Below are 25,395 nucleotides of genomic sequence, written 5' to 3'. Positions count from 1 at the left end.
TATGATCGTTATCTTCGTCCATGGCTGGAGTGTTACACATACCAATACTTATGGAGAGCTTCCTCAATGGCTTGAAAGTCAGAGCAAAGCAGGAAAAATGGATATTCAAGTGGGCAATATCTATCTTGGGCACTATATTAGCTTTGACGATACACTAACAATCGACGATATAGCACGCGCCTTTAATCATGCAGTTCGTGATGAAATTACTGAGAAACTACGAAAGGGAGAGCGCTTTGCTTGCATCACGCACTCTACTGGCGGTCCCGTTGTTCGTAAATGGATGGATTTATACTTTAAGAATAATCTTGCGAAATGCCCCTTGAGTCATCTTATCATGCTAGCTCCTGCCAACCATGGTTCGGCGCTTGCACAGCTTGGTAAATCCCGGCTAAGTCGTATAAAAAGTTTTTTTGAGGGTATTGAACCCGGACAGCAGATACTTGATTGGCTTGAGCTCGGGAGCGAGATGAGCTGGCAACTTAATGAAAGCTGGCTTGATTACGATTGTACTGCTCAGGGCATCTATTCCTTTGTACTTACAGGCCAGAAAATTGATCGCCAACTTTATGATGCGGTTAACTCCTACACGGGAGAAGCCGGTTCTGATGGCGTTGTACGAGCAACTGCTGCAAATATGAATTACAGCCTATTAAAGTTACATCAGGAGGGAAGTAACGGTGAAAGCCTCGTTGTAGCTAAGATGACCAGGTCACAGCCAATGGCCTTTGGGATTCTGCCTGGCTGTTCACATTCCGGTAAAAAAATGGGAATCATTCGCAGTATTACTATGGATAATGCCGCTACCCATCCCACGGCTCTATGGGTCCTACGATGCCTCCAAGTAAAAAGTCGTGACGCCTATAATAAATTGGCAAAAGAGTTAGATAATCTTACAAAAGAAACCCAGAAAAATGAGCAGACAGAACTTGTGAGAACACTTGTTTACAAACGCGAATTCATCACTAACCGCTACTCAATGATTATATTTCGACTTATTGATGACCGGGGCAATCATCTTGACGATTATGATCTTTATCTAACCGCCGGCCCCAAATACAGCGAGAATGCGCTTCCTAAAGGTTTCTTCGCAGACCGCCAGCAAAACCAAAAGGCTCGAGGAAAACTGACTTATTTTCTTGACTACGACATCATGGAAGCTGGAATTAATACACCCAAAATGCAAGGTAATCTGGGGTTTCGTATTAAGGCCCACCCTGAAGAAAGCAACCAAGCCCTTGCCTTTTACAGGCAACTTGATTTTCATTCCTCGCTCGCCGACATTAACAAAATTCTTCATCCAAATGAAACTCTAATGGTTGAAATTATGCTTCAGCGACGAGTTGATCGATCTGTCTCTCGTATCACCAACAACCTTAGACCGGCAAAAATCAGTGCGAAACCAACAGGCCAAAAGGTAGACTGACCTTCTCAATGCAAGGGCTTAGGCAACAAAGCGGCTCTTATACGGTAACCCCCAATGGGGAAAATACAAAACCTGTTCCTATAATGAGCGCTATAGTAAATAGGATAGAACCTATTGTTAGAGTAGGTGAATTCTTCGGGACATGAAAAAATTTTGACAACAAGCGGCTTAATATTACAGAGCCAATATAAACAAGAGCAAAATTGATAATAATTTTAACTAGCGCATCAATATTACAAACAAGACTCCAATGATAAGGTACCTCTGAAGGGGTGCCCATAAAGTAACTATGATAACAAAAATAGAAATAGTCTTTGCGCATGAAAAAACAAGAAATTCCTATAGCTATGGAGCAGATAAAAAATCGTGATGTAAAGAAGAGAGGTATTTTCATGAGTTATTCCTATTTGGAGTTATAAACTGAAATCTCAGAAACCGTTGAATGCTAGGTTTAATGATAGGGCTTAAAAGGGTTGGAAGTCACTCCCCATTCTGATACGACATAAATTATAACGGTCTTTTGTAAGAGGTCAGGCTCTTATCTCTTCTCTATTTTTTGTGAGGCTCTCTCAGGAACGAGTCGCGGGACGTAGGCAAGGGTATAGTGCTTAACTTAATGATAGTGACCCGCCCCCTAGTCCCTTCTCTCTGCGAGCGGGGAGGAGATGCTCGAAGGGCAGATGAGGAGATATTTTAGCTATTTTTCCTTAGGTTAACTGCCCAACTTACTTACACAATGAAAGTAAATGTTAATAACTTACATACGTTGCAAGCCATGAAGGTCGAAGACCGAGGCCTGAAGTCCGAGATAGGTCGCGATTTTATTAATCAGCCCGCAGGAATGTTAAGAAAAACTATCTGCTACCGTTGAGCCATTGTGGTAGGCGTACGTTTGCGCGTTCAGCGCAACGTGCCGAACACAGGGCGGTCGAGGCCAAAATACTGGTCGCGTTGGCGAGTCGATTTAGTCCATTCATGGACTAAATCTTTCACAAGACAGCGACTCGCTTGCCATATGCGCCAGCAAAATCCTCTTCAATATCATCATAAGGATTTTCTTCCTGCCGATAATTTTCTGGTACTTCTATACCAAAATAATTCTGTGTTATCAGTACATTCTGACGAAATTGCATTAAAGCTTTAGCAATTTTTTCCTCTTCAATTAATGGTGAGGATTGATCCTGTAAATGCGCTAAGCCACCGCTAAAAAACAGAGAATTATTTGTTCTTTTTGTCATAGAGTCATAATTGGTCCATGCAGTATAATTTCCTCCGCCAAATCTTTGGCCTGAGAAAGGAGTATCGATGTTTTGACTGCTCAATAGTAGACGGTCTCCATCACTTAGGCTTTTATGTAGGCTAATAGACTGTGAGTTCAGTTTCATTTCTGCAATTGATTTCTCATATGCAACGATTGTATCTAAAAAACTATAAGGCCTTTTTAGTACATCTTGCGCAAAATCTGTAGAAAACTGAAGTTTAGCAAGGGCAGTTTCCATTGTAATGTTGGCGTCAAAACTGAACTGACCTTTCAAGCCACGGCATAAGATTGCGCAACATAGTGTGTTTAATTGACGGATTGTTTGCACAATCTTATTTAGATCGTTGTCTGTACTGCATGTATTTGCTATAGAATCTAAGTAGTTATTTGTATTTTCATAGATTTTCTTCGCATCAAAAAGTGTAGGTTTTGCTTTTTCTGTATAACTATCATCAAAGGCTGAAAATGCTCTAATGTATTCTTCATATTTAAATCTCATGAAAACTCCAAAATAAAGATTTTTAAAAATAAATACTTCTTCCTTTTTTAGACAACTTTATAAAGTTTTTGGCAAGCAAGAATTGCACGACATTTAAACACAGAGAATAGTAAACGACCAATGAAATCTGGCGATATCTCATATTCATAATTCTAATATCAATGAAGAAAAGCACATAACGGTAGTATTCACTGTGGTTGCGGTAAACGTGAGTGATTAAAGACCGCTCTGTTGTTTAGCCTATAGCCTCGATGATTTTAAGAGGTGGCCTAATGTTTCCAGGCTGAAATTTCCTCATTTTAATGCAACAGGATGGTTAAAACTCTGGTTTACAGGAACCAAAAGGTACAACATTCAGTTTTTTGATTTTTCTCATGTTACTAAACTCCACCGCCGGTGCCAGTCTTACCAAATCCCCATAAGGAGAGCTTTCTGTTATAAATTTGGGTAAATAAGTGTATTCAGCTGGATCCGTACTAAAACGTTTCGGATAAATATCCTTTTTAGGCATCTGCAAGTAATCTTCAGGCAAAATTAAGCCCAAATCCTGTACCCACATGCAACTCCGGGCTAAAGATATTTTTACATGATAACTTCCACCTTCGGTTGCACGGCGATGCAACGCAGTCATGACGCCGGCTGAGGCAAAGTATGCGGACAGTAAATCATTAATATAATAGACAGGGGACGGTTTGGGTGTCTCTAATGCCCCCCCTTCTATTACTGAAAAACCTGTAACCATCTGAGCATTCTGATCAAAACCGGGACGTAATTTCCAAGGGCCTTCGTGCCCAAAAGCATTAATGGAAAGATAAATCATCCCTTTAGGGTTTAAACCACAAATATTTTTGGGTTCCAGGCTTAAACGTTGCGCGACACTCGGACGATAAGAATAAGTAAAGACATCTGTTTGGGTTAAAAGCTTTTGCAGAATATTCAAATCACCTGCATCTTCTAAATCCAAAAAGGTTGATTTTTTACCATGATTAACACCCAAATTAATGGTTTTTGGATCAAGATGTGTAGGGGAAGCGACATACAAAACATTTGCTCCAAATTCTGCCAAACTCATGGCCGATCGAGGACCTGCTAAAACATGAGTCATATCAAGTACATTGACTCCCTCTAGAGGATAATCGAGCGACTCTTCTTTTTTAAGTCCAGATGGAGCACCCTCTGAAATTTTCTCAATTTCTATAACGGGTGTATTTAACAGCAATTTTCCTTGTGGATGATTTCGCCATTCATCTTTTGTTCTCACAACACAACAGGGCAATCCTAATTCTGCTAATTTTTCCTCAAGCTCGAAAGCATCCCACTGTTCAATTACCTTGCCAATAGCGGCCCTATTATTTCCACAATTAAAAAAATTCAAGTATCCATCTTGTAATTTCGGGTAAGGCGGGCCGCACTGTATCCAAACTGAACGCCCGGCTTTGGTTTTATAATTAAAATTAATCTGAACCTTGTCTGCGCCTAGATCCATGTTATAGCCAGACTGCCAAACAAAATGGACTGGGTGAAGATAGTGAATAGCATCATGAATATCTATTTTTAAATTGTTATCAATATTTGTACGATGTTTCCAAATCACACTGTTAGCTACAGCTGCTAACAGTAATGCGATTGAAACGGCTTCTCCTACTTTATGAGGTGAGGCAAGGACGGGATCTTTGCCTATCAATTCGACCATACCTTCATAATGCGTGCTTAAACCAATTGAATCCATTAGATCTCGGAGCGCAATTAGTTGTTCTGAATTTAGCATGATCACCACCCTTTAGAATCAGTTTCCTTTAATAATAAAAGATCAGCTTTTATCAATAAGTATAGAATATAAAGAAGCCGCTTTAAGTTCGATATCGTTATTTTGTGCTCGATTAACGCTTTAGGTATCCATGAGGCAAGGTTAATGCAACCAATCATAAAGGGATTTATTTCTTCAGGAAGATTCAATGATTGAACCAAGTTAATGATTTCTTCTATCTCTTCTTGAGACTTTTCAATAACCTTTGGTAACTCTTTGCCTGGCATCATTGGGAATTATGTATTCCTAATGGACACCAAAATTAAATAACTAACAATTTAAAATCAATAGGTTCTCTAAATAAGGTCGGAGTAAGCTGGCAATTCAACTCATTCACAACCCCTAACAGCTCATTCATCGATACTTTACTGAAAGCTCAGCAGCATTCCAAAGTAGAACTCCTCTAATCTAAAAATTTCATTGCCCGTTCATCCCCAATTAATTTGGTTTTTATAAGATGCTGGTTCAAACCAACACGCGGAGTAATTATGAAATCCATTAAACTTACACAAAAGCCTGATATTAATTCCCATACCCCCTTCGGACCTGATCCTTTTCGACTACTACAAGTAGAGAATAAACAAGAAATTTTGTCCGATTTACCTGAATTACTCAATCTGCATCAAACAGGCGTTCAAGTAATGCCATCGAACGGTCATGAACATAATAATAATTTAATTCCTAACCGTGCTCATTTTATTTATCAAGTTAACCCCTTGCGAAATACAGATCATCTGGAAACCATTACACGTTTTAAAAGACTATATGAGAGTTACAATGTAATCCTATGGGTCAATTTTTATTGCTATACTGAAGAGGAATTAGAGCATTTAAGAGAGACTTGCATTCAGAATCAAATCCATCTAATGGATTGCGCTGTATTAGATGGTTATATGGGAGAAGTTGAACCCATGTATAAATTAGAATTACTTCGTGGAAATTACGCTGCTTCTACAGATTCATTTCGTGTGGAATTGTTAAGGAGATGGGGAGGCGTGTATATGGATACCGACGTCTTATCTCTTGATGATCCAGCAAGAATTATCGATGTTATTTCTCCAACTGGGCTGTTCCTTAATAACGGCCCGGTAAAATTTGTTAATTGGAACACGCATCCTTTGCAAAAAAAGCATAAAGTAAGTGATGTTACCGGTATTATATGTCCCTTCGAGTCTGACAATGAGGAAGGGCAAGATGATTTAGAAGCCGCATTTAAATATGATCAAATAAAAAATAATCAAAATAATGATTTTATTATGGCTACTCAACATCATCCTTTTATTGAAAGAGTTAGAACACAAATTGTAGAAAATTATAAGACTTCTCCAGATAAGCTTTTTGGAGAAGAAGAATTAAAGCAATACCGCAATATTACAAGATATAATTATTCTCAGTTGAATGAGCATTACGGCTTATCTACCTCCGACTTTATTTTAAATTGGACTATATTTTGCACAGGCCCAACCATATTTAGAAATCTTATTAACGATGATCCCAGTCTTCAATATCACGGCACTCCCCATACAGGCCAAACCCCCTTGGATTTTTTTCATTTTGCGTGTGAAATGACTTGGACAAAGGGATTATATATAAAAGATGAAAAGATCAATAATGAAGATGCGGTTAAAATAATAATCACTGGACTATTGCTTGATTTAAAACAAGAACCTCGTTATTTAAGATTGGATAGATATACTCGCTTTCTTAGCGAGGCCCGGGCTTATACAGCTCTTAAAACAATACAAGAATACTATCCTGACTCTTTCGCACAAGTGATTAAAGTTTATGCAGATGGATATGACAATGTATTTGCCGAGTTAAAGAAAGAACACAAAGACTTTTTACCAAATTACCTCAATTTAGCTCAACAAAGTGAACTACTGTCAACAAATACCAACTTGTTTTTTACTCCAAGTTTAGCCAACGACTCTAATAATGAACCCCGTAAACAAAAGGATAAAGAGTGTTGTAGTATTTAATAGCCATCAATATTTAGATATTTCTTCCTTTGGGAACGGTTGCGCTAGGCTTCAGTTTCTAAAGGAACTAAGATACCTCAGTCAACCCTCTGCTGTGAATTGATTTTTTCTGAGTCACCCTAAACTTCTATCTACTCTGACCTTTCTGCAATCTTACAGAAAGATCAGAGTACATTAATTAATACTCATGTACTAAGAAGTTTTAGCGCTGGATTCTTATGTTATGACATGAGTCAAAAAGTTTATTTTTTAGCAACATCAGAAATTGAAAAAATCATTCTAATTGGTAATTAAACTAATTCTCTAAAGATAGAAATACTGTGGGGGGGGCTTACCTTACTTGCCGCAACTACTGCCGGATATTACACATTGCAAGAAGAAGATAGTTTATCCTCAAAGTTTGACTCACTTAACTCAGGCAATTAGTGAGGATGAACTGAGTGTGGGTAATTTACAAGCTATCGCAAGATAACAGGCCAAAGCCCCATACTCAATCTCGTTGCAGGAAGCTGCAATGTTAGAAGACTCTGATTAAGGAGCAGCTTCTAACTAAAAGCTACCAGATATATTGATTTCGTTCAGGGATTAATCCACCCTGACTCAGTGCGACTTTAGGGACTACAGGTTTTAATGTGTAGTATCTATCAAGTACGCTGTCTGCTAGTTTAAGTGCATCAGGAACACAATAGCTGATTTGTTTGCATTGGTGGGCAAGGACATTAATATTTTTCCAATAGTTTATATTTGTCGCATTTATTTTTTTAGAGTCGAGTAATTGTTTATAACAGTACAATTCTAAAAATCGTTTTATTTTATCTTTTTCCGCCGTACGCTCACTTGGGTAATGTAAAATTTCATCAAGCTGCAACTGCAATTTTTCTTGCGTCAAAGGAAATCCTATAGGTTCAATAATAAGCTCCACTGCCGCTTTAAAGAAGGCTCTAAGATCGAAGCTTTCTTTCTGCTGTCTAAAAAATCTAGTGATTTGAGGTATCTTGTTTCGAACAAATAAATCTAAAAAGTCTCTGTTCTTTAAAGTAGAATCAAACAATGATTTTAAAATTTCATACTTAAATCCCTCGTTTATAAGATCACCCATAGCAGCCGATGCAGCGATATACAAGGTCGGATTGATATGAGTCAAATGAGTATTTATTAATAGCGCAATCAGCTCATAATCATAAGGTCTCTTTTCACATTCTTTAATAAGTATTCTTCTCAACGATTCTCGGTAAATAGTCATATTTTCCGGATCACTTAATAGAAAATCATTATCTATGGTTTCTATAACTTGGCTAAATATTAATTTAAGTAACACATCACTATTTTCTCTTTTTTCTCGATAGCAATAATCATAAAGCTCACTAAAAATATGGGGGTTCCTCGCGGCTTTGCCTATTAAATGCTTGAAAAATTCATTTTTGCTCGCATCCCCTGATGATAAGGTTAGGATTTTCTGTGCCTCAGACCAAAGTACTTGATACAAGATCTCAGGTTGTCGCATCTCAGGATTGAGTAATATTTTTTTATATAGATCTATTTTTGAGTGAATGTAATTTTTTAATTTCCAGCGATTATCTTTACTTAGGTTTTTATTTTCATTAATAACTTTCTCATAACGTCCTATCGCCTTGAGCGCTTTCTTTAGGGCTTCCGATTTCCGCACATTGCCAAGGTGATCGTTGATTATTCCTTCCACTGATTTATCAAAGATATAATTAATTAATTGCCTCAAGTGAAAAAAATCATCATCCATATCGATATTGAATTGTTTGTTTTTTAGATTTTTTCCGGACTGCAGCATAGGATTTATAAGGTGTTGAATAGTACCTAAGTCCTTAATTTCCTTTGTACACCATTTATAAACATCTTCAGGTAACCGTTCTTTTAATAAACCTTTTAAATTTGCCAGAACACAATTCCCTATCTTTTGGGGTGTTACATGTTTGCCCCAACTAAAACTGAATCCTAAATCTTTTAGTGTCTTATCATATTGCTCATAGAATTTTTTATACTCCTCGTCATTACCTTTCCTTACTTTTAATCCAGTTATCGTTACAATGGCTGTTCTTAATTGCTTTAAATCTAAGCCGGCAATATTAATACGGTATACTAAATTGTAAGTCGACCTTAGGCCCTCGCCACGGTTGCAATGCGTAATGACTAATTGATTATTTTCTCGATAGATTTGGGTATAGATAGCATGATCAACGCAGTCATGCACAATCGTTAAATCATGGTCCGATAAAAGCTTAGTAATTCGTTCTAAAGTAACTTCTTTTTTATCTTCAATAACGATCGTTTTAATAGACTCATGAAAACGATTCAGAATGTTTTTATATTTGGCTATCTCAGACCATGAAAGGGTTTTTCCTTCTATTTCAATGTGTTGCGCGATTACATCTTGAAGTATTCTTCCAAATTCCACACTCGCTCTTTTAACTGCTAAGCCCTCTTGCCTAACCTGTTCTTTTTGATTCACGACGAGCTCAAGTTGATAACTATGAAACATAGCAACCCAAAGAGCCAAGAAATTTTTAGCTTCAGCATCATCTACATCACTTATCCACTTTTTCTTTGTACTGATCGTTTCCTTTAATGTGGATTTTCGTTTATTTCTACCTTTTCTTTTTTTGATTTTTTTAAATTCTTCTTCTGCGTCACTAATCTCCTGCTTGACCCGATCATAAGCTAAGGAAGCTGGTTCGCTGCGCTTCTTATGGGCGAGATCTGTTTGCATCAGTTGCTCGAAAACAGGAACAAAATTTATTGCATTTCTTTCAGGTGAATTAGACACAGCATCTGCTATCTTACGCTTCTTTTTTATATGGACGTCTATTTTTGATTGCATACTTTCATCACTCTCAACTGTTAAATGGTACTTGCTTGCACCATTAAAAATATCTAAGAAGGGCAGGCAATTATCGCTATTTACCTCACCAAGTTCACAGATTTCTTTGATAAACTCCGGTGTACTCTCAAGCAGATGACCACTTGACGACAGCCACCCCTTTTCAGGTTCGATGGATGTAAAGGCATAAAACGACTCTCTAAAATTTAAAAAGGAAAGTATATCGATTTAGCCTTAATGACTGCTTAATAGAATATGAATAATGCTACTGGCTTATTCCTGATAGGAATAGTTAAATGATTTGATCATGCTTAGAGCCTTGCACATTACAACCCTTAGAGCTCGCGCCGTTAAAGCCACTCTTTTTTCACCTTCAAGGGTTTCTTTGACTACTAGAACTTGCTTAAAACATATCATCTAAACAAATCTTAATTTTTCTTTAGAATTGATACAAGCGTCTAGCGGCTGTCGGTACTACAATCTCATCACCCTTGGGATTTAGAGCTCGTACACCAGTGCAACGTGCAGAGATTAACCCACCGCATCTCGGTGTTGCTTTAGGGACTAAAGGTTTTAATGTGTGGTATCTATCAAGTACGCTGTCTGCTAGTTTAAGTGCCCCAGGAACACAATAGCTGATTTGCTTGCATTGGTTCGCAAGGACATTAATATTTTTCCAATGAATTATATTTGTCGCATCTATTTTCTTAGAGTCAAGTAATTGTTTATAACAGAACAGTTGTAAAAATCGTTTTACTTTATCTTTTTCCACTGTACGCTCATTTGGATAGTGTAAAACCTGATCAAGATGCTGCTGCAATTTTTCTCCCGTCAAAGGAAGTTCTATAGATTCAATAATAAATTCCGCTGCCGCTGTAAAGAAGGCTCTAAGGTCAAAGCTTTCTTTCTGCTGTCTAAAAAAAGTGGTGGTTTGAGGCATCTTGTTTCGAACGAATAAATCTAAAAAGTCTCTGTTCTTTAAAGTAGAATCAAACAATGATTTTAATAGTTCATACTTAGATCCTTCGTTTTTGAGATCGTTCATAGCGACAGATGCAGCGACATACAAAGTAGGATTGATGTGAGTCAAATGAGTATTTGTTAATTGCGCAATCAGCTCAGAATCATAGGGTCTCTTTTCACACTCCTTAATAAGTATTCTTCTCAGCGATTCTCTATAAATAGTAATATTTTCTGGATCACTTAATATAAAATCGCCAGCTATAACTTCTATAACTCGGCTAAACATTAATTTAAGTAAGACAGCACTATTTTCTCTTTCTTCCCGGTAGCAATAATCATAAAGCTCACTAAAAATATGGGGGTTCCTCGCCGCCCGGCCTATTAAATGCTTGAAAAATTCATTTTTGCTCGCATCCTCTGATGATAGGGTTAGGATTTTCTGTGCCTCAGCCCAAAGTACTCGATACAGTATCTCCGGTTGTCGCATCTCAGAATTGAGTAATATTTTTTTATATAGATCTATTTTTGAGTGAATGTAATTTTTTAATTTCCAGCGATTTTCCTTGCTTAAGGTCTTATTTTCATTAATAACCCTCTCATAATTTCCTATCGCCTTGAGCGCCTTCTTTAAGGCCTCCGATTTCCGCACCTTGCCAAGATGATCGTTGACTATTCCTTCCACTGATTTATCAAAGATATAATTAATTAATTGCCTCAAGTGAAAAAAATCATCATCCGTATCGATATTGAATTGTTTATTTTTTAGATTTTTTCCAGACTGCAGCATAGGATTTATAAGATGTTGAATAGCACTTAAGTCCCTCATTTCCGTAGTGCACCATTTATAGATATCTTCAGGTAATCGCTCTTTTAATAAACCTTTTAAATTTGCCAGAACACAATTCCCTATCTTTTGCGGTATGACATGTTTGCCCCAACTAAAACTGAATCCAAAATCATTTAGTGTTTTATCATATTGCTCATAGAATTTTTTATACTCCTCTTCATTATCAACTTTTACTTCTAATCCAGTGATCGTTGCAATGACTGTTCTTAACTGCTTTAAATCTAAGCCTGCGATATTAATGCGATACACTAAATTGTAAGTGGACCTTAGACCTATGCCTCGATTGCAATGGGTAATGACTAATTGGTTATTTTCTCGATAGATTTGGGTATAGGCCGCATGACCAACCCAGTCATGCTCAATCGTTAAATCATGGTCTGAGAAAAGCTTAGAAACCCTTTCTAGAGTAATTTCGCTTTTATCTTCAATAACGATCGTTTTAATAGACTGATGGAAACGGCTCAAAATGTTTTTATATTTGACTATCTCGGCCCAGGAAAGGGTTTTCCCTTCTATTTCAATGTGTTGTGCGATTACATCTTGAAATAGTCTTACAAATTCTACAGTCGCTCTTTTAACTACTAAGCCCTGTTGCCTAACCTGTTCTGTTTGATTCACAACCAGCTCAAGTTGATACCCATGCAACATGGCGGCCCAAAGAGCCGGATAATTTTTAGTTTTTGCATCATCTACATCACTTAGCCACTTTCTCTTTGTACTGATCATTGCCTTTAATGTGGATTTTCGTTTATATCTACCTTTTTCTGTTTTGATTTTGTTAAATTCTTCTTCTGCGTCATTAACCTCTCGTTTGACCTGATCATAAACTAAAGAAGTTGGTTGGCTGCGTTTCTTATGCGCAAGATCTGTTTGCATCAATAGCTCGAAGTCAGGAACAAAACTATTTATATCTCCTTCAGATGAGTTAGACACAACATCGGCTATCTTGCTCTTCTTACTTATATGAGCCTCTCTTTTAGATTGCATACACTTATTACTCTTAATTGGGTGAGTTACAATAATACAAAATTAGTAAATATAACACACAAGGCTTTAAAACCACGCGTTATTTCATACAATTTCAGCCTAAATAGTATTCATATGGGCTAAATTACCGAACGACCATAGGGGTCTGACCCCAAATATTGCTTTTTACTTCAAAAACTTGCATTTGAAATCACTGCTCCCGATTGCATCCGCTATTGCAAAAGAGCGCTTGGCAGCGTTAAAAATGAGTTAAACGTTTGCATGCAGCGTATTCCGAATTTGCGAAATGAATATATAGAGCAGCTCATCAGCGATGAAAATCGGCAGAAATGATCTTCCGCAATCGAGAATTTGACGCGAGATCAATTAAAAGAGATCTATGCAGTAATGAAAAAAAGCCTCTCTCTGAAGAAGATGTCACCACGTTAAAAGAGCTGTTATTCCCTGGTTTACCTCATTTGCAACTGTCCCACTTGGGTGGAGGTAATAATTCCAATTGGAAAATATTAGATGAGCACAATGGCCATGAATATATGCTTCGTTGTGCTCAACTTTACCTGAGCCTGTATTTATTAATTTTGCTGTTTGTGAAGGTTACACACATACTATTAATATTGGAGCTCTTTCAATTTCAGAATACATTCTGAATTTGCCCGAGGAAAACCAAGGCCTTCAGAATTTAGTGCGGAAGCATTCATGAGCTATCAATTTGGATTAGCACTTTATGAGTATCTTGTGCAGCCCCAATTGATATATCCACCGTCGGAAGAACATTGGAGCCAACCTCAATGGATTAGAGCTCAATGGTCTCAAAAAAATCCTCTGGACTTTAGTCATGCCTATTTTAGCCCCCCTCAAGGGGAAGCCATGAAAACAGTGATTGCTCAGATGACAGCCTTGGAACCTGCAAACCGCATGAGTATGCTCGAAGCACAAGAAAGCCTTACTCACATTAGCCGTTTAGCCAGAGAACACCATTACCCTGCAACTCCGGTGGTGCAGGCTCCAACAGTGTCACCTGTTGTACCACCTGCGCCCGAGGAAGAGGAGATTGAAGAGCATCGCTCAAACTCACCGAGATTCAGATACAAAGCCTTCTCGTAATAGGTCAGCCCCCACCTCAGTATCGAACCCTGGCAGCACTGTGGATGATACTCAATGCTCCAAACATATACCTGGCCTGTTAGCTAAAAACCATTTGCTGCTTATTTTGAGGCTCAGAATTTTCGGATGAAAACCCTTCTCTATTAAAGAATTTGATTGCGATTTTATCAGTGAATTTTCCATCAAAAAATTCATTAATCACGGTGTGCATATCGTTCTCTTTGTCTTCTTCGCAACGAGTTAAACAACTTATCAGATAAAGGGATTGGTCCTTTACGCTTTTATCTTTGGGAATTTGGTAATAACCCTCTGACGAACTATTTAAAGCTAGTGTAGCTGTGTTTTCGGCTAGAGTTATTGAGAATATGGGCAAAAATGTATTCATTCTGGAGCCTATTGCTTCACCGAGTACATCCAATCTATTATTACTGATTTGTATCAATCGTCTCATCTGACTTCCCTGAAGTTAATTAATCTTAGATATTATTTGGTTTTGCCTCTTCTAAAGCAAGAGTAAATTTTAGATAGGGAAAGAGTGATCAAAGAAAACGTAGATAAGGAATAATAATGGAAAAAAGTAATTGAGGTTCCGGAGTTACTTTCCTATGAAAAATATGGATTTACTCAATGTGTCCAAGTGAATAATTTAATCTTTGTAACCGGCCAAGCAGGGCAAGATAAAGAAGGACGAGTCATTGCAGATAATATTGAAGATCAAACTAAACAAGCATTCAAAAATATTGAATATGCTCTTCAAACCGCAAACTCTGGTTTGGAACAAATTATATCTATGACTTCCTACCTCATTAACATTGAGAAAAATGGGCTCACTTATTTTGCAACAAGAAAAAAATGTATGCCGGTTTCCTCTTATACCAGTACTTCTGTAGGGTTGCAGCCCTAGCCCTTCCTGAGTTGTTAGTTGAAGTCACCTGCATTGCGATACCTAAAGAATGACTGCGGCTCTGTTTATTTACATAAAAGCCCATAGTTGCAGCAATAAATAAAAGCCAATAAATGATTAGTTAACTCAGATACCCGTCTGCTATGCTTTATTATATTCAAGGAGGATCCTCATGACAGGGCAAACTCAAAAATCTTCGCCACGAATAAAAAAAAACAATACTGCAAAAAAGCGCCTACCTTTTGAATGTGTTGCTCTTGTTTTGCAAGGAGGTGGGGCTTTAGGCTCTTATCAGGCAGGGGTTTACGAAGCACTTGCTGAGGTGGAAGTATATCCTGACTGGATTGCTGGAATCTCAATAGGGGCTATCAATGCAGCTATTATTGCGGGTAATCCCCCTAAGGAAAGGGTAGCAAAACTCAGGGGATTCTGGGAAACCATAACCTCTAAGCCCGGGTTGGATTGGATAACAATGTTTGAACATTTGACACCAGGTACCGATCTAGAACGCAATTTATTTAATAAAATGAGTGCCAATTTTACTATGATGATCGGTGCTCCTGATTTTTTTGTGCCACGCTCCCCCGCCCCTTTTTTCCATCCAGATGGAACGATTGAAGCCACCAGTTTTTATGATACTAGCGGACTGAAAACGGCTCTTGAGCGTTTCGTCGATTTTGATCGCATCAATCATGGAGAGGTCCGGTTTAGCGTAGGTGCTGTCAATGTGCGCAGTGGAAACTTAATTTATTTTGACAGCACACATGAAAATATTCGTCCCGAACATATAATGGCAAGTGGCTCATTACCGCCGGGCTTTGCAGCTACTGAGATTGATGGTGAGCTCTATTGGGATGGCGGACTGATTTCTAACACCCCTTTACAATGGGTTGTAGATGGAGAAATTCGCCAAGATACTCTTGCATCTCAGATTGATCTTTGGAGTGCCCAAGGCAATATACCCAGCAATCTATCTGGAGCGATAACACGCCAGAAAGAAATTCAATATTCTAGTCGAACACGTGCTGCAACCGATCGCTTCAAGAATATTCAACGAGTTCGCTATGCACTCGCTAACTTACTCTCAGAATTGTCTTCTGAATTGCAGGATAATGAAGAGGTAGCAATACTAAAAAAAGTAGCAGATCACAAAGTGTATAGTATTGTTCAACTTATTTATCATGCAAGACAATACGAAGGCCACTCTAAGGACTATGAGTTCTCTCGCTTAAGTATGAGAGACCACTGGCAAGCTGGTTATCAAGATGCTTCCCTTGCCTTGCAACATCCCAAAATATTTGAACGTCCTAATAATAAAGACGGAGTGTCTATTTTTGATTTTTCAAAAGATCTCTGAACGCTGAGTAATTATCTGATCGATTTTATCAATAGTGGTACACCCTGTGGCATAGGAATAATATTTTTTTTGATGGCCCTATAATAGCCCCAAAGAAGATGTGCAGCAAAACTTCGGTATGGGCTCCACATCTCAGATCTTGAGTATAATTCTTCCGTTGAAGGACGGTGTGCAACACTATCAAGAATCCTGATTGCTTCTTGTAAGGCTAAATCTGCAGCCGGAAATACATCTCTGCGTGCCTCACAGAACATTAGATAGACTTCGGCTGTCCATCGACCTATGCCTTTTAAAGCTGTTAGCTTGGCTATAGCAACCTTATCATCGAGATCTTTGAGTTCATTAAAATCGACTTCACCCTGTTCATGTGCCAGGGCAACTCCATGCACATAGCGTGCTTTTGGTGTTGATAGGCCATAACCCTTTAACTCTTCAATTGTTTTAGTAAGTATCTGCTGTGGCTCAACAATCCCGAGTCCAACCTCAAGCCGATTCCAGATCGCATTGGCAGAAGCAACTGATACCTGTTGTTCCAATATAAGTCTTACAAGACCTTTAAACCCTCCCTCTTTTGTTCGCCAATCATCAATAGGGATGGCCTCATTTGCTTTGAAGAGTGAAGTATCCAAAAGACATAGCGCTTGCCGAGCCAATTGGATTTCTGTTTTGGATATTTCTTTAAACATTACAAGTGGACTCATATTTAGCTAAAGAGGCATAAGCTGGAGAAAAGCTGCATAATGTTGTAGCGAGGATGAGCAAATAAATCTTGCTTTCATGGATTATCCTTTATTCAATCTAGTAATTGAATCACAGCATACCACAATAGAGCTATATTCCACGCCGCCATTTTGAATGGCTCTTCAGCGCAACCACTAATTAAATTTTTAAAGGTAAAAGTTCATCTAGGCATTTTTCATGAGCTCGAATACGATTTGATTGGTGTCTCTAATAAAGCAAGTTCCATTATTCGTTAGTTGCGTTAATTGCACATCATCCAAGACGGATACTTTACAGCGATTTACAGTCTTTAAATTTGCTATTTTTTCAGATAAATTTTTTTCCATAATACATCTGAATGCATCTGGGTATTCAGCACCTATATAGGCAGAAACAGTTTTAACAATTTTATAGCCATGCTTCATGTAGCTTAACTGTATATTATACTGAAAGAGCATTGCCATCTTCAGCATTCTATTAAGGAGAAATGAATGAAAATATTAATGGTGCTAACCTCACATGATATGCTCGGCAATACGGGGCGTAAAACAGGCTTCTGGTTGGAGGAGTTTGCAGCTCCTTATTTTGTATTTAAAGATGCAAGTATTGAGCTCACCTTAGCCTCACCTAAAGGAGGCCAGCCTCCTATTGATCCAAAAAGTAATTTACCTGAAAGTCAGACCCCGGCCATGCAACGATTCAAGCAAGACAAGCAAGCCCAAAATGAACTATCCCAAACCGCCAAACTTACGGATGTGAAAGCAGAAAATTTTGATGCGCTATTCTATCCGGGCGGTCATGGCCCTTTATGGGATCTTGCTGAGAGTTCTGACTCAATCAATTTAATTGAATCATTTTATAGTTCTGAAAAACCTATTGCCTTAGTATGTCATGCGCCAGGAGTGCTGCGGCATGTCAATTATGAAGGTGCTCCCCTAGTCAAAGGAAAACGAGTGACAGGCTTCACTAATAGTGAAGAGGAGGCAGTACAGCTCACAGAAGTAGTTCCATTTCTCGTAGAAGATGAGTTGAAACGATTAGGAGGCCTATTCGAAAAAGCACCTAATTGGCAAAGTTTTGTTATCGTTGATGGCCATTTAATTACAGGGCAAAACCCCGCATCTTCAACCGCTGGCGCACAAGCATTAGTCAAGCTACTCTCGTAATCCATAATGCAGAAACTCTCTTGAATTGAAATACTTAAGAGAGTTTCTACAAATACCTCGGGTCGGATAAAAAATATGTTTTATAAAATAAATACATATATTCAAATTCATCCTGATTATTACCCTTAAAACCTAATTTAGTGATGACAAATCTACCCTGAATACGCTATTACTCAAAGATATCAAAGATAAGATTGCCCAAACAGCAATAGCCTTTGATAACCGAGGATTAACTTCCTGATTAATTAAAGGAATTACACCTGCGTGACTACTAAAGGACTCATCTTCGGGAAAAAATGAAGGAAGCTCTTTGGGAGCGGGGTACTAGGCAGTGGGAACAGACAGACCTAAAAAGTCATTGATTGAGCGGCGAAGTTGTTTCTGTTCTATAACACTCAGGTCTGAAATGTCACCTAAATCAACGGCGTTAAAGCTTAACTTCATTATAAGGTGCATCCTATCACCCTTAGTCTGTTGGAATGCAATTATTTTTACATCACTCAATGAATAGGTTTGAGTCCAACTAATAACCCAGGTTGTTTTGACGGTTACTAACTCTAAATTTTTGTCAAAACTAGTTTCGATTCGTTTACTATTGTACAGAAAGACAAATACTAATCCGATAGTCCATAGATACTGCTCTAGAGTTCTAGTTCATAGTGAAGTAGTAATGCAATGCGTACGCTGGTATTGTAAATATGGAATTAGCTATCGTGATCTGGAAGAAATGATGCTAGAACGCGGCTTGAAAATAGATCATACCACTATGTATCGCTGGGTTCTGCACTATGCGCCGGAATTGAAGAAACGGCGGGAATGGTACAAAAGGAGCTATTCCCAAAGGTGGCACCTAGATCAAACTTACATCCGAGTAAAGGGCGAATGGAAATCCCTTTACCGTGCAATTGATGAGCGAGGGAATACGATTGATTTCTATCTATCTCATCGACGCAATGCTATTGCTGCGAAGCGGTTTCTGAAAAAACTTATCAAGAACAATCCATCCTGTGACATCAGCATCATAGATACAGATAAAAACCCGGCTTATGGTCAGGCAATTAAGGAGTTAAAACAGGAAGGAAAATTGTCTTCTCACGTAAGTCATTCACAGATAAAATATCGCAATAACCGGCTTGAAGCCGATCATGGAAAGCTCAAGCGACTTATCAATCCTGTCCGAGGATTCCAATCCATGAAAACCGCCTATGCAACCATCAAGGGTTTTGAAGTCATGCGAATGTTTAAAAAGGGGCAGTTTAATATTTCGATGTATGGAAATCGTAATGAAATTTCATTTATTAATGAGCAAGTTGGACTATATTGATGAACTGTTCCTAAAATTCAGATTTTTGCGGTTATGATGTTTTTTGCAACACAGCCCTTATTACTCTCAGCTGGATGGAACACAATAATACAAAATTAGCAAATATAACACATAAAGCTTTAAAACCACGCGTTATTTCTTACAGCTACTAGAGCCTTGATTAGAAAGCGGCCTTATTTCTACACTTTGCAATCCGAGCTTTAGCCCAAGTTTTTCAAAAGATAACCTAATTTATTTTAGGGTGCCTAGCCAGGATATGTCAGGGATTTCCAAAACCAAATTTGTTTAATTCGTATATTTCATTGCTAGCTAATTAACTCTTAATATTCCTCTTTCATACTGCCCCTCGATAATTTACAAGAATCTAATTTATAGGAGAATGGAGCTATGTTACGCCGTGAGAAAGAAGAAGCATCTACCGTAAATGCACTGCAGCTGATTAGAAGTACATTAAACAGTGCAAAAACAGTCATCAGCACCTGGGAATATAATGAGAGAATAATAGCTAATGCAATCAGAGAACTTGTTGTAGCCGAGGAATTTAATAGCTTAAAAGATATCATTGATGAAGAATTTAAGAACTGGCCAGCCAGAAATCAACACAAAAAACCACTACTTGATCTTTTTAATGAAGTGTTCAATGAAATGGAAGAGAGTGCAGTAAAAGATATGCTTAAAAAAGCAATAAATTGTGCCAGAATACCAAAGGGAGCGTTTGCTTTACCGATGGTGGTAACTAACTCTATTCAGCCTGGTAGTAACCGTTCTAAGGATAATAATCGGGCTCTCTCTTCTAACAGTAGCAACCCTACTATTGATAGACCAACCACAGCTATCCATTCTAATGATAGTCTTCAACAACAAGTCCCATCTAAAACCCCGAATGATGGACTTTCTAGTACAATATCCGCTAACAAACATCCAGCAAATGCAGCGAATCAATCATTGCCCACTGTTAACCAAACCGGTATGTTACCATTCCCTCAGCGAGCAACTGACATTAAATTCAGGATATTGCGCTATAAAAGTATTCAATACGGAAGAGAGTACCTTGAAAATCCAGCCTATTGGGATGCATTTTTCAAGAGAATGCCTTTTATTGAGTGTCCTGCTATTGATGAAGAAACCAAGGAAGAAAGAGAAACAAATGGCTTTAACCCTCGCTAAAATTAGGATATGCTGACAATCGGTCCTCTGCAGTTTATCTCGAGGACCAGGTTGCATCTTACTATGGGGGTCTGACCCCAAATATTCCCCAAATATTATATATAAAACAAATGGGTATATTAAAATTCGGCCTTAGTTACCTCTTTAAAAGCCAATTTCAAGGGTAAAATCAGATTGAATTTGAATATACCTATTTATTTTTTGCACGGCCTGACATTTCAATACATTTGTTGCTCGAATACAGGAGCAAAATCTATTAGAGCATGCGCCTGGCTTGCGCTTCTTTTTTTATATGAATCTCCGTTTTGATTGTATCTTCTGATTACCTTTAATTTAATGATCTATACTAATACAAGATTAGCAAATATTAGGCGATTTATCGTATCGAAAATTTAATTCCATGGAGATCAATCAGGCTACACTATTCTCTAAAGAGAAATTGTGAGTCGAATGAGAGCTTGATTTCATTAATCTTTGCGGGAAAAAAGATTAATGAAATATGTTCGGTAATTGTAAATATCATATGGGCAGGGAGTTCTTTCAATGTTGCACTTGGTAGCCAATGAACTAAATGATCCTCGCATAGCAAAATTGAATGATAAAATAAAAAATTACAATGAAATTTCCGAAGATTTACCCTACGCAGAATTAATAGTTCAAAAAGCGATGCTTCTAGAAGAAATCAATTTTATGATTAATGCTCTTAAAGTTACGTTCAACATGGGGTGCCAGGAATCTAGCAGTTCTGCTGATACTCTAGCATTAGATGGGCTTGTTCAATATTCAGGGATCACTGATGAGATTGCATATTATTCCCAAGCATTCACAACGGATTACAATAGTGAAGTGCAATTGATTCAATTATCAAAATCTCGAGAAAATCTAACTGAGGTCTTACAGGCTACACGAACAACCGGTGGCGAATTCCGCGAGATAGCTGATGCGCTAGCAAGAGTTTGCATTCAAAAACCAAAAGCCGATAGTACAGCAGCGCAACAAGAAAATTATTATTATGACCTGAGAAAATTCAAAAACTTTTTACTTCAAAAACTTGCGTTTGAACTCACTGATCCCGATTGCATTCGCTATTGCAAAAGAGCACTTCGCAGTGTTAACAATGAGTTAAACGTTTGCATGCAGCGTATTCCGCATTTGCAAGAAGAATACATAGAGCAGCTCATCGGCGATGAAAATCAAGCAACATGGTCTTCCGCAATCGAGAGTTTGACGCGAGATCAATTAAAAGAGATTTACACAGTGATGAGAAAAAAGCCTCCCTCTGAAGAAGATATCCCCAAACTAAAACAGCTGTTATTTCCTGGTTTACCTCATTTGCAACTGTCCCGCTTGGGAGGAAGTAATAATTCAAATTGGAAAATATTAGATGAGCACAATGGCCGTGAATATATGCTTCGTTGTGCTAAACCTATGGGAGCCCCTAATGCAGACATATTGCACAAACTCTCTCTAGGTCCCGCTCAACAGTTGTTTGCAAAAACATATATATCAACTTTACCTGAGAATATAGAGACTATGTTTACTCTTGATGAAAATATTTCATATCCTGTTTCTCTTGGAAATCATTCAATTTCAATTTCAGAATACATTCCGGAGGGAGACTTACAAGCACAACGGAATCGCCTGGGAGATGTACCGGAGCCTAATGAATTGACCATTCAAGCTACTGATATATTTAGTCAATTAACACAATTTGGGCAACACTTACTCGCCAATAATTGCGCACACACAGATATCAAATTAACTAATTTTCTTGCTAAAGAGGGTAAGATAGTCGTGAGTGATACCAAGGGAATTGTGACATGCAATGAAAATAATGAGCTTCGTCAAATAGGTGCCGCTACAAAAATTTATCTTCCTCCTGAACATATAGGAACACAATCTCGTTCTCCAGTATCTAGTGCAGAAGCATTCATGAGCTATCAATTTGGATTGGCGCTTTATGATTATCTTGTGCGCCCACAACTTTTATTTATACCTCCTCCGGAGGATTGGGGCGAATATCAATGGGTTAAGGCTCAATGGTCTCAAAAAAATCCTCTGGACTTTAGTCATCCCTATTTTAATACCCCTCAAGGGGAAGCCATGAAAACAGTGATCTCTCAGATGACAGCCTTGGAACCTGCAAACCGCATGAGTTTGCTCGAAGCGCAGACAAGCCTAAGTCACATTAACCGTTTAGCCAGAGAACACCATTACCCTGCAACTCCGGTAGCGCAAGCTCCAACAGTGCCATCTGCTGTACCATCTGCACCCCATCCCAGTGAACCCCCAAAAGTACAACCTGGAATTACTACTGATATGCGTCGAGAATTAAGCGATATTACTGAAAGAGCGGAAGCGGCCTCCGATGAAAAGGAGATCGACGAAGATCAACTAAGGTCACCGAATTTCAGATAGTCTACGGATAGTAGTCAACAATGATCTTGCTCCGGAAAATCGGACACATTAACTAACTGTTTTGTCATACGCTCGGATAGTGCCCATCCAACCACTTTGCGTGAGTACAAATCCATCACAACAGCAAGGTAAAGTCAACCGTCCTCCGTCCAACAACAGGTGATATCACTTACCCATTTTTCATTGGTTTTATGAGCTAAGAAATTTTGCTGTAACAAATTAGGCGCAACCGGTAATTGATGCTCACTATTAGTTGTTGCCTTAAACTTCTTAGCTGCTTTCGCTCTCTAACCCTGTTCACTTATGATTCGAGCAACACGATGCTTTCCGACTCGCTCACCTTCGCTCTTTAGGCATTTAGCGATCGTTGGGGGTCCAGCACGTGATTTCTCATCATCAAAAATGGCTTTTATCTTTTTAGATAGCTCCTTATCTTTTTCTGAAAGGGCGGAAGGTTTCCGATTACGACAGGCATAGTAACCACTAACAGAAACAGATAAGACACGGCACATAAGCCTTTGTGGTTATTTGCTCTATTCCACAGAAATTTCTATTTTTTCTGAGTGAGTGTATCTTTTTTGGGAATCGAGATTTCTAATACTCCATGTGCATATCGCGCAGTAATTTTTGCATCATCGGCTGTTTGATGAAGGCTAAAGCGACGATAAAACTGCCCTTGAATCCGCTTTCTTCTTGTATAGCCATTTTGCTGATCTGCTTTATCAAAATATCGGAATCCTTTTAATGTCAGAACATGTTTCTCTAAAGAAATATCAAAATCTTCTTTCTTAACGCCAGGGATATCAGCAATAACTAGAAAGCGATCTCTTTCTTCTTTGATGTCCACAAGAGACACCTAAGTTCCAGTTTCAATTAGTGAAGCATCATCCTGTAACTGAGGACTTAAAAAATGCTCCAGTAAACTGCCCATATCACGAATGATAGGGTATGGTTCTCGTAAATTACTCATAGCATCTCCTTACTGCTGCGAATATGAGTGCACAAGATAAAACTAGAATCAGCCCTTTCTTCATATCAGCCTCTTTCTTTAGAGTAATTGGGTTCTAACTTTTGAAAATTTAGTGGCAAGGGCTTTTAGCCCTGCCTAGGCGATGCCTACTCCCTCAATTGGGTATTAGATCAACTGCCTCGAGTCATTGATTGTCTCATTTGCACCACACAGATAATGAGAGTAACTCTTTTTGAAAAACACTTTCTTTTTATAATTTTTCTCTAATATTTGCTCGATTGCTAAAAAACCATCTCGAATGGCTATGAATAAATTAGGCTCTTACTTTTTACTAATTAGTTGTTTCCCAGGAATAGTAATACTAATGCACACACAATAAAGTTTGTCTTTGTGTGTATTATTTTTTGCTAACTCAATGCTTACCCTACATTTCTTTATTTTGCAGTAGGCTCTTTTAAGCTTATTGAAATGCTTATTGATCTGGAAATTGATTCCTGAGGTTGTTGAAATACCACGAACGATTGTTTGAACGGTTGTCATAGTTTAAATCCTCTTAATTCTCATTTTTAATAAAAACTAAAAAATAACAAAAAATTAAGGTGCCTTTCTATTTTGAGTTCATAACATTATGAATTAATTGAAAAAATCTCCAAAATATTGAATGGTTTACTTAATATTAGGTTAAAAATATTTTTTTCAAGAGTATTTAAATATCTTTTTATAAAGGTGATTCACCAAAGTCAAAAACGATTTCTCATTCCCTTCTCTGATTAGACTGGTTTAGCATTAGCAGGAAGATTCTTTTTCAAAATCATTAAATTGCGTCTTTAATTGCCATTGTATGCTATCGGTAATTCTTTAATTCACCGGCCAAAGCATATAAGGAATTACAATGATTTTGTGTGTTTTTTAGACTACCTGAAATTTCATTGGCCTATTTGCGCTCAAAATCATTTCTCCAAATTTGAGTTAGCCCTTCTTTATAAGTTGGGTATTTTAAAGAAACATGCAAATCCCTTTTAATTTTTAAATTAGATACTCGACGATTATTCGCATAAAACTCTTGCTGCATGGGTGATAATTCAGCTTCTGAAAAAGGAATCAAAGGCAGTGGATCTCGATAAAGGAGTTTAGCGGCGTAGTGGTCTACTACATGGGCTGGCACTGGTTCATCATCAGAGACATTATAAATCGGTAAGGGATTAGGTAGTTGAGTTGAAGCAAGAAGAGTAGTAACAATGTCTTCCACGTGAATGCGACAAAATACCTGATGCTTTTTAAATATACTATGCTTTTTACCTTGTATGAGTCGTTCAAGCGCATTTCTTCCTGGGCCATAAATTCCTGATAGCCTAAAACTATGGAGTGGCAATTGATGTTTTTGAGCGAACAAAAACCAGGCTTGCTCTGTTTTTAAGCGTGCAACTCCTGTTACAGTATGTGGAATACATTCACTTTCTTCACTCACCCAACTCCCTTGATGATCGCCATAAACACCCGTGGAAGAAAGGTAGCCAAGCCATTGAAGATATGGGGCTTGTTTTTTAATTAATTCACTGTATTTAATTAATACGATCTCACTCAGGGTTCTGGTAGGAGAAATACAAATTAAAAGATGTGTTGCTAAGCTTAAGTAATCCTGCAT

The 25,395-nt window shown here is 38.0% G+C and carries 21 protein-coding genes; 9 read left to right on the top strand and 12 right to left on the bottom strand.

Going from position 1 to position 25,395, the window contains the following annotated elements; all coding sequences use genetic code 11:
* Position 1 precedes the first annotated feature (1 nt).
* The gene (gene plaB, locus BN1094_RS03330) at positions 2–1,426 is read left to right on the top strand and encodes a phospholipase PlaB (protein WP_043872948.1); all 1,425 of its coding nucleotides are present in this window, start codon (positions 2–4) and stop codon (positions 1,424–1,426) included.
* Positions 1,427–2,415: 989 nt separating this feature from the next.
* On the opposite strand, the gene BN1094_RS03320 is transcribed toward plaB, so the two are convergent.
* The 3 genes from BN1094_RS03320 to BN1094_RS03310 all read right to left on the bottom strand — a co-directional run bounded on the left by BN1094_RS03320 (position 2,416) and on the right by BN1094_RS03310 (position 5,223).
* Positions 2,416–3,186 carry a hypothetical protein gene (locus BN1094_RS03320; protein ID WP_043872946.1) on the bottom strand — a complete coding sequence of 257 codons (771 nt, stop codon included), beginning with the start codon at positions 3,184–3,186 and terminating at the stop codon, positions 2,416–2,418.
* A 316-nt stretch (positions 3,187–3,502) separates the two neighbouring features.
* Positions 3,503–4,954 carry a CoA transferase gene (locus tag BN1094_RS03315; protein ID WP_043872945.1) on the bottom strand — a complete coding sequence of 484 codons (1,452 nt, stop codon included), beginning with the start codon at positions 4,952–4,954 and terminating at the stop codon, positions 3,503–3,505.
* A gap of 2 nt (positions 4,955–4,956) precedes the next feature.
* Positions 4,957–5,223 carry a hypothetical protein gene (locus tag BN1094_RS03310; RefSeq protein ID WP_245614156.1) on the bottom strand — a complete coding sequence of 89 codons (267 nt, stop codon included), beginning with the start codon at positions 5,221–5,223 and terminating at the stop codon, positions 4,957–4,959.
* 258 nt (positions 5,224–5,481) lie between these two features.
* Here BN1094_RS03310 and BN1094_RS03305 point away from each other — a divergent pair, with 258 nt between their 5' ends.
* Entirely contained in the window at positions 5,482–6,972 is a 1,491-nt protein-coding gene (locus BN1094_RS03305; protein WP_043872944.1) for a TcdA/TcdB catalytic glycosyltransferase domain-containing protein, read from the top strand.
* A gap of 556 nt (positions 6,973–7,528) precedes the next feature.
* On the opposite strand, the gene BN1094_RS03300 is transcribed toward BN1094_RS03305, so the two are convergent.
* Entirely contained in the window at positions 7,529–9,823 is a 2,295-nt protein-coding gene (locus tag BN1094_RS03300) for a hypothetical protein (protein ID WP_043872943.1), read from the bottom strand.
* Between the two features lie 439 nt (positions 9,824–10,262).
* The gene (locus BN1094_RS03295) at positions 10,263–12,620 is read right to left on the bottom strand and encodes a hypothetical protein (RefSeq protein WP_176695252.1); all 2,358 of its coding nucleotides are present in this window, start codon (positions 12,618–12,620) and stop codon (positions 10,263–10,265) included.
* Between the two features lie 696 nt (positions 12,621–13,316).
* Between BN1094_RS03295 and BN1094_RS03285 the strand changes: the two genes are divergently transcribed.
* Entirely contained in the window at positions 13,317–13,724 is a 408-nt protein-coding gene (locus BN1094_RS03285) for a hypothetical protein (RefSeq protein WP_043872941.1), read from the top strand.
* 79 nt (positions 13,725–13,803) lie between these two features.
* Here the strand turns inward: BN1094_RS03285 and BN1094_RS03280 are convergent, their stop codons facing one another.
* Positions 13,804–14,175 (bottom strand): hypothetical protein, encoded by a 372-nt coding sequence (locus tag BN1094_RS03280; RefSeq protein ID WP_043872940.1) that lies wholly within the window; start codon positions 14,173–14,175, stop codon positions 13,804–13,806.
* A gap of 186 nt (positions 14,176–14,361) precedes the next feature.
* Here BN1094_RS03280 and BN1094_RS03275 point away from each other — a divergent pair, with 186 nt between their 5' ends.
* The gene (locus BN1094_RS03275; RefSeq protein WP_245614154.1) at positions 14,362–14,628 is read left to right on the top strand and encodes a RidA family protein; all 267 of its coding nucleotides are present in this window, start codon (positions 14,362–14,364) and stop codon (positions 14,626–14,628) included.
* Positions 14,629–14,800: 172 nt separating this feature from the next.
* The gene (locus BN1094_RS03270; protein ID WP_043872938.1) at positions 14,801–15,985 is read left to right on the top strand and encodes a patatin-like phospholipase family protein; all 1,185 of its coding nucleotides are present in this window, start codon (positions 14,801–14,803) and stop codon (positions 15,983–15,985) included.
* Positions 15,986–15,996: 11 nt separating this feature from the next.
* On the opposite strand, the gene BN1094_RS03265 is transcribed toward BN1094_RS03270, so the two are convergent.
* Together BN1094_RS03265 and BN1094_RS03260 are read right to left on the bottom strand one after the other, a co-directional pair.
* Positions 15,997–16,671: a DNA-3-methyladenine glycosylase family protein gene (locus BN1094_RS03265; RefSeq protein ID WP_043872937.1), complete on the bottom strand. Its 675-nt coding sequence runs from the start codon at positions 16,669–16,671 to the stop codon at positions 15,997–15,999.
* A 219-nt stretch (positions 16,672–16,890) separates the two neighbouring features.
* Positions 16,891–17,163, bottom strand: coding sequence for a hypothetical protein (locus BN1094_RS03260; protein WP_141650409.1), 273 nt, complete (start codon positions 17,161–17,163; stop codon positions 16,891–16,893).
* 33 nt (positions 17,164–17,196) lie between these two features.
* Between BN1094_RS03260 and BN1094_RS03255 the strand changes: the two genes are divergently transcribed.
* From BN1094_RS03255 to BN1094_RS03240, 4 genes are all read left to right on the top strand, one after another.
* Positions 17,197–17,871, top strand: coding sequence for a type 1 glutamine amidotransferase domain-containing protein (locus BN1094_RS03255; RefSeq protein WP_043872935.1), 675 nt, complete (start codon positions 17,197–17,199; stop codon positions 17,869–17,871).
* A gap of 622 nt (positions 17,872–18,493) precedes the next feature.
* Positions 18,494–19,195: an IS6 family transposase gene (locus BN1094_RS03250; RefSeq protein ID WP_281175058.1), complete on the top strand. Its 702-nt coding sequence runs from the start codon at positions 18,494–18,496 to the stop codon at positions 19,193–19,195.
* Positions 19,196–19,582: 387 nt separating this feature from the next.
* On the top strand, positions 19,583–20,362 hold the full coding sequence (locus BN1094_RS03245) for a hypothetical protein (protein WP_043872933.1): 780 nt from the start codon (positions 19,583–19,585) through the stop codon (positions 20,360–20,362).
* A 543-nt stretch (positions 20,363–20,905) separates the two neighbouring features.
* A complete protein-coding gene (locus tag BN1094_RS03240; protein ID WP_043872932.1) occupies positions 20,906–22,780 on the top strand; it encodes a protein kinase family protein in 1,875 nt (624 codons plus the stop codon).
* A 287-nt stretch (positions 22,781–23,067) separates the two neighbouring features.
* Here the strand turns inward: BN1094_RS03240 and BN1094_RS18705 are convergent, their stop codons facing one another.
* From BN1094_RS18705 to BN1094_RS03220, 4 genes are all read right to left on the bottom strand, one after another.
* On the bottom strand, positions 23,068–23,292 hold the full coding sequence (locus tag BN1094_RS18705) for an IS3 family transposase (protein ID WP_052403110.1): 225 nt from the start codon (positions 23,290–23,292) through the stop codon (positions 23,068–23,070).
* Between the two features lie 38 nt (positions 23,293–23,330).
* Complete coding sequence (locus tag BN1094_RS03230; RefSeq protein WP_245614152.1) at positions 23,331–23,627, bottom strand: Hsp20/alpha crystallin family protein; 297 nt, start codon at positions 23,625–23,627, stop codon at positions 23,331–23,333.
* Positions 23,628–24,071: 444 nt separating this feature from the next.
* Positions 24,072–24,290 (bottom strand): hypothetical protein, encoded by a 219-nt coding sequence (locus BN1094_RS03225; RefSeq protein ID WP_043872931.1) that lies wholly within the window; start codon positions 24,288–24,290, stop codon positions 24,072–24,074.
* Between the two features lie 394 nt (positions 24,291–24,684).
* The gene (locus BN1094_RS03220) at positions 24,685–25,395 is read right to left on the bottom strand and encodes an NAD-dependent epimerase/dehydratase family protein (RefSeq protein ID WP_245614150.1); all 711 of its coding nucleotides are present in this window, start codon (positions 25,393–25,395) and stop codon (positions 24,685–24,687) included.

It is taken from the genome of Legionella massiliensis (assembly GCF_000756815.1).
Classification (GTDB): domain Bacteria; phylum Pseudomonadota; class Gammaproteobacteria; order Legionellales; family Legionellaceae; genus Tatlockia; species Tatlockia massiliensis.
This window is presented reverse-complemented; position numbering and strand designations above follow the sequence as displayed.

Bases quoted from the DNA above. Each gene is read 5' to 3' on its own strand.
- plaB (WP_043872948.1), top strand. From the start codon at position 2: ATGATCGTTATCTTCGTCCATGGCTGGAGTGTTACACATACCAATACT.
- BN1094_RS03320 (WP_043872946.1), bottom strand. From the start codon at position 3,186: ATGAGATTTAAATATGAAGAATACATTAGAGCATTTTCAGCCTTTGAT.
- BN1094_RS03315 (WP_043872945.1), bottom strand. From the start codon at position 4,954: ATGCTAAATTCAGAACAACTAATTGCGCTCCGAGATCTAATGGATTCA.
- BN1094_RS03310 (WP_245614156.1), bottom strand. From the start codon at position 5,223: ATGATGCCAGGCAAAGAGTTACCAAAGGTTATTGAAAAGTCTCAAGAA.
- BN1094_RS03305 (WP_043872944.1), top strand. From the start codon at position 5,482: ATGAAATCCATTAAACTTACACAAAAGCCTGATATTAATTCCCATACC.
- BN1094_RS03300 (WP_043872943.1), bottom strand. From the start codon at position 9,823: ATGCAATCAAAAATAGACGTCCATATAAAAAAGAAGCGTAAGATAGCA.
- BN1094_RS03295 (WP_176695252.1), bottom strand. From the start codon at position 12,620: ATGCAATCTAAAAGAGAGGCTCATATAAGTAAGAAGAGCAAGATAGCC.
- BN1094_RS03285 (WP_043872941.1), top strand. From the start codon at position 13,317: ATGAGCTATCAATTTGGATTAGCACTTTATGAGTATCTTGTGCAGCCC.
- BN1094_RS03280 (WP_043872940.1), bottom strand. From the start codon at position 14,175: ATGAGACGATTGATACAAATCAGTAATAATAGATTGGATGTACTCGGT.
- BN1094_RS03270 (WP_043872938.1), top strand. From the start codon at position 14,801: ATGACAGGGCAAACTCAAAAATCTTCGCCACGAATAAAAAAAAACAAT.
- BN1094_RS03265 (WP_043872937.1), bottom strand. From the start codon at position 16,671: ATGTTTAAAGAAATATCCAAAACAGAAATCCAATTGGCTCGGCAAGCG.
- BN1094_RS03260 (WP_141650409.1), bottom strand. From the start codon at position 17,163: ATGCTCTTTCAGTATAATATACAGTTAAGCTACATGAAGCATGGCTAT.
- BN1094_RS03255 (WP_043872935.1), top strand. From the start codon at position 17,197: ATGAAAATATTAATGGTGCTAACCTCACATGATATGCTCGGCAATACG.
- BN1094_RS03245 (WP_043872933.1), top strand. From the start codon at position 19,583: ATGTTACGCCGTGAGAAAGAAGAAGCATCTACCGTAAATGCACTGCAG.
- BN1094_RS03240 (WP_043872932.1), top strand. From the start codon at position 20,906: ATGTTGCACTTGGTAGCCAATGAACTAAATGATCCTCGCATAGCAAAA.
- BN1094_RS18705 (WP_052403110.1), bottom strand. From the start codon at position 23,292: ATGTGCCGTGTCTTATCTGTTTCTGTTAGTGGTTACTATGCCTGTCGT.
- BN1094_RS03225 (WP_043872931.1), bottom strand. From the start codon at position 24,290: ATGACAACCGTTCAAACAATCGTTCGTGGTATTTCAACAACCTCAGGA.
- BN1094_RS03220 (WP_245614150.1), bottom strand. From the start codon at position 25,395: ATGCAGGATTACTTAAGCTTAGCAACACATCTTTTAATTTGTATTTCT.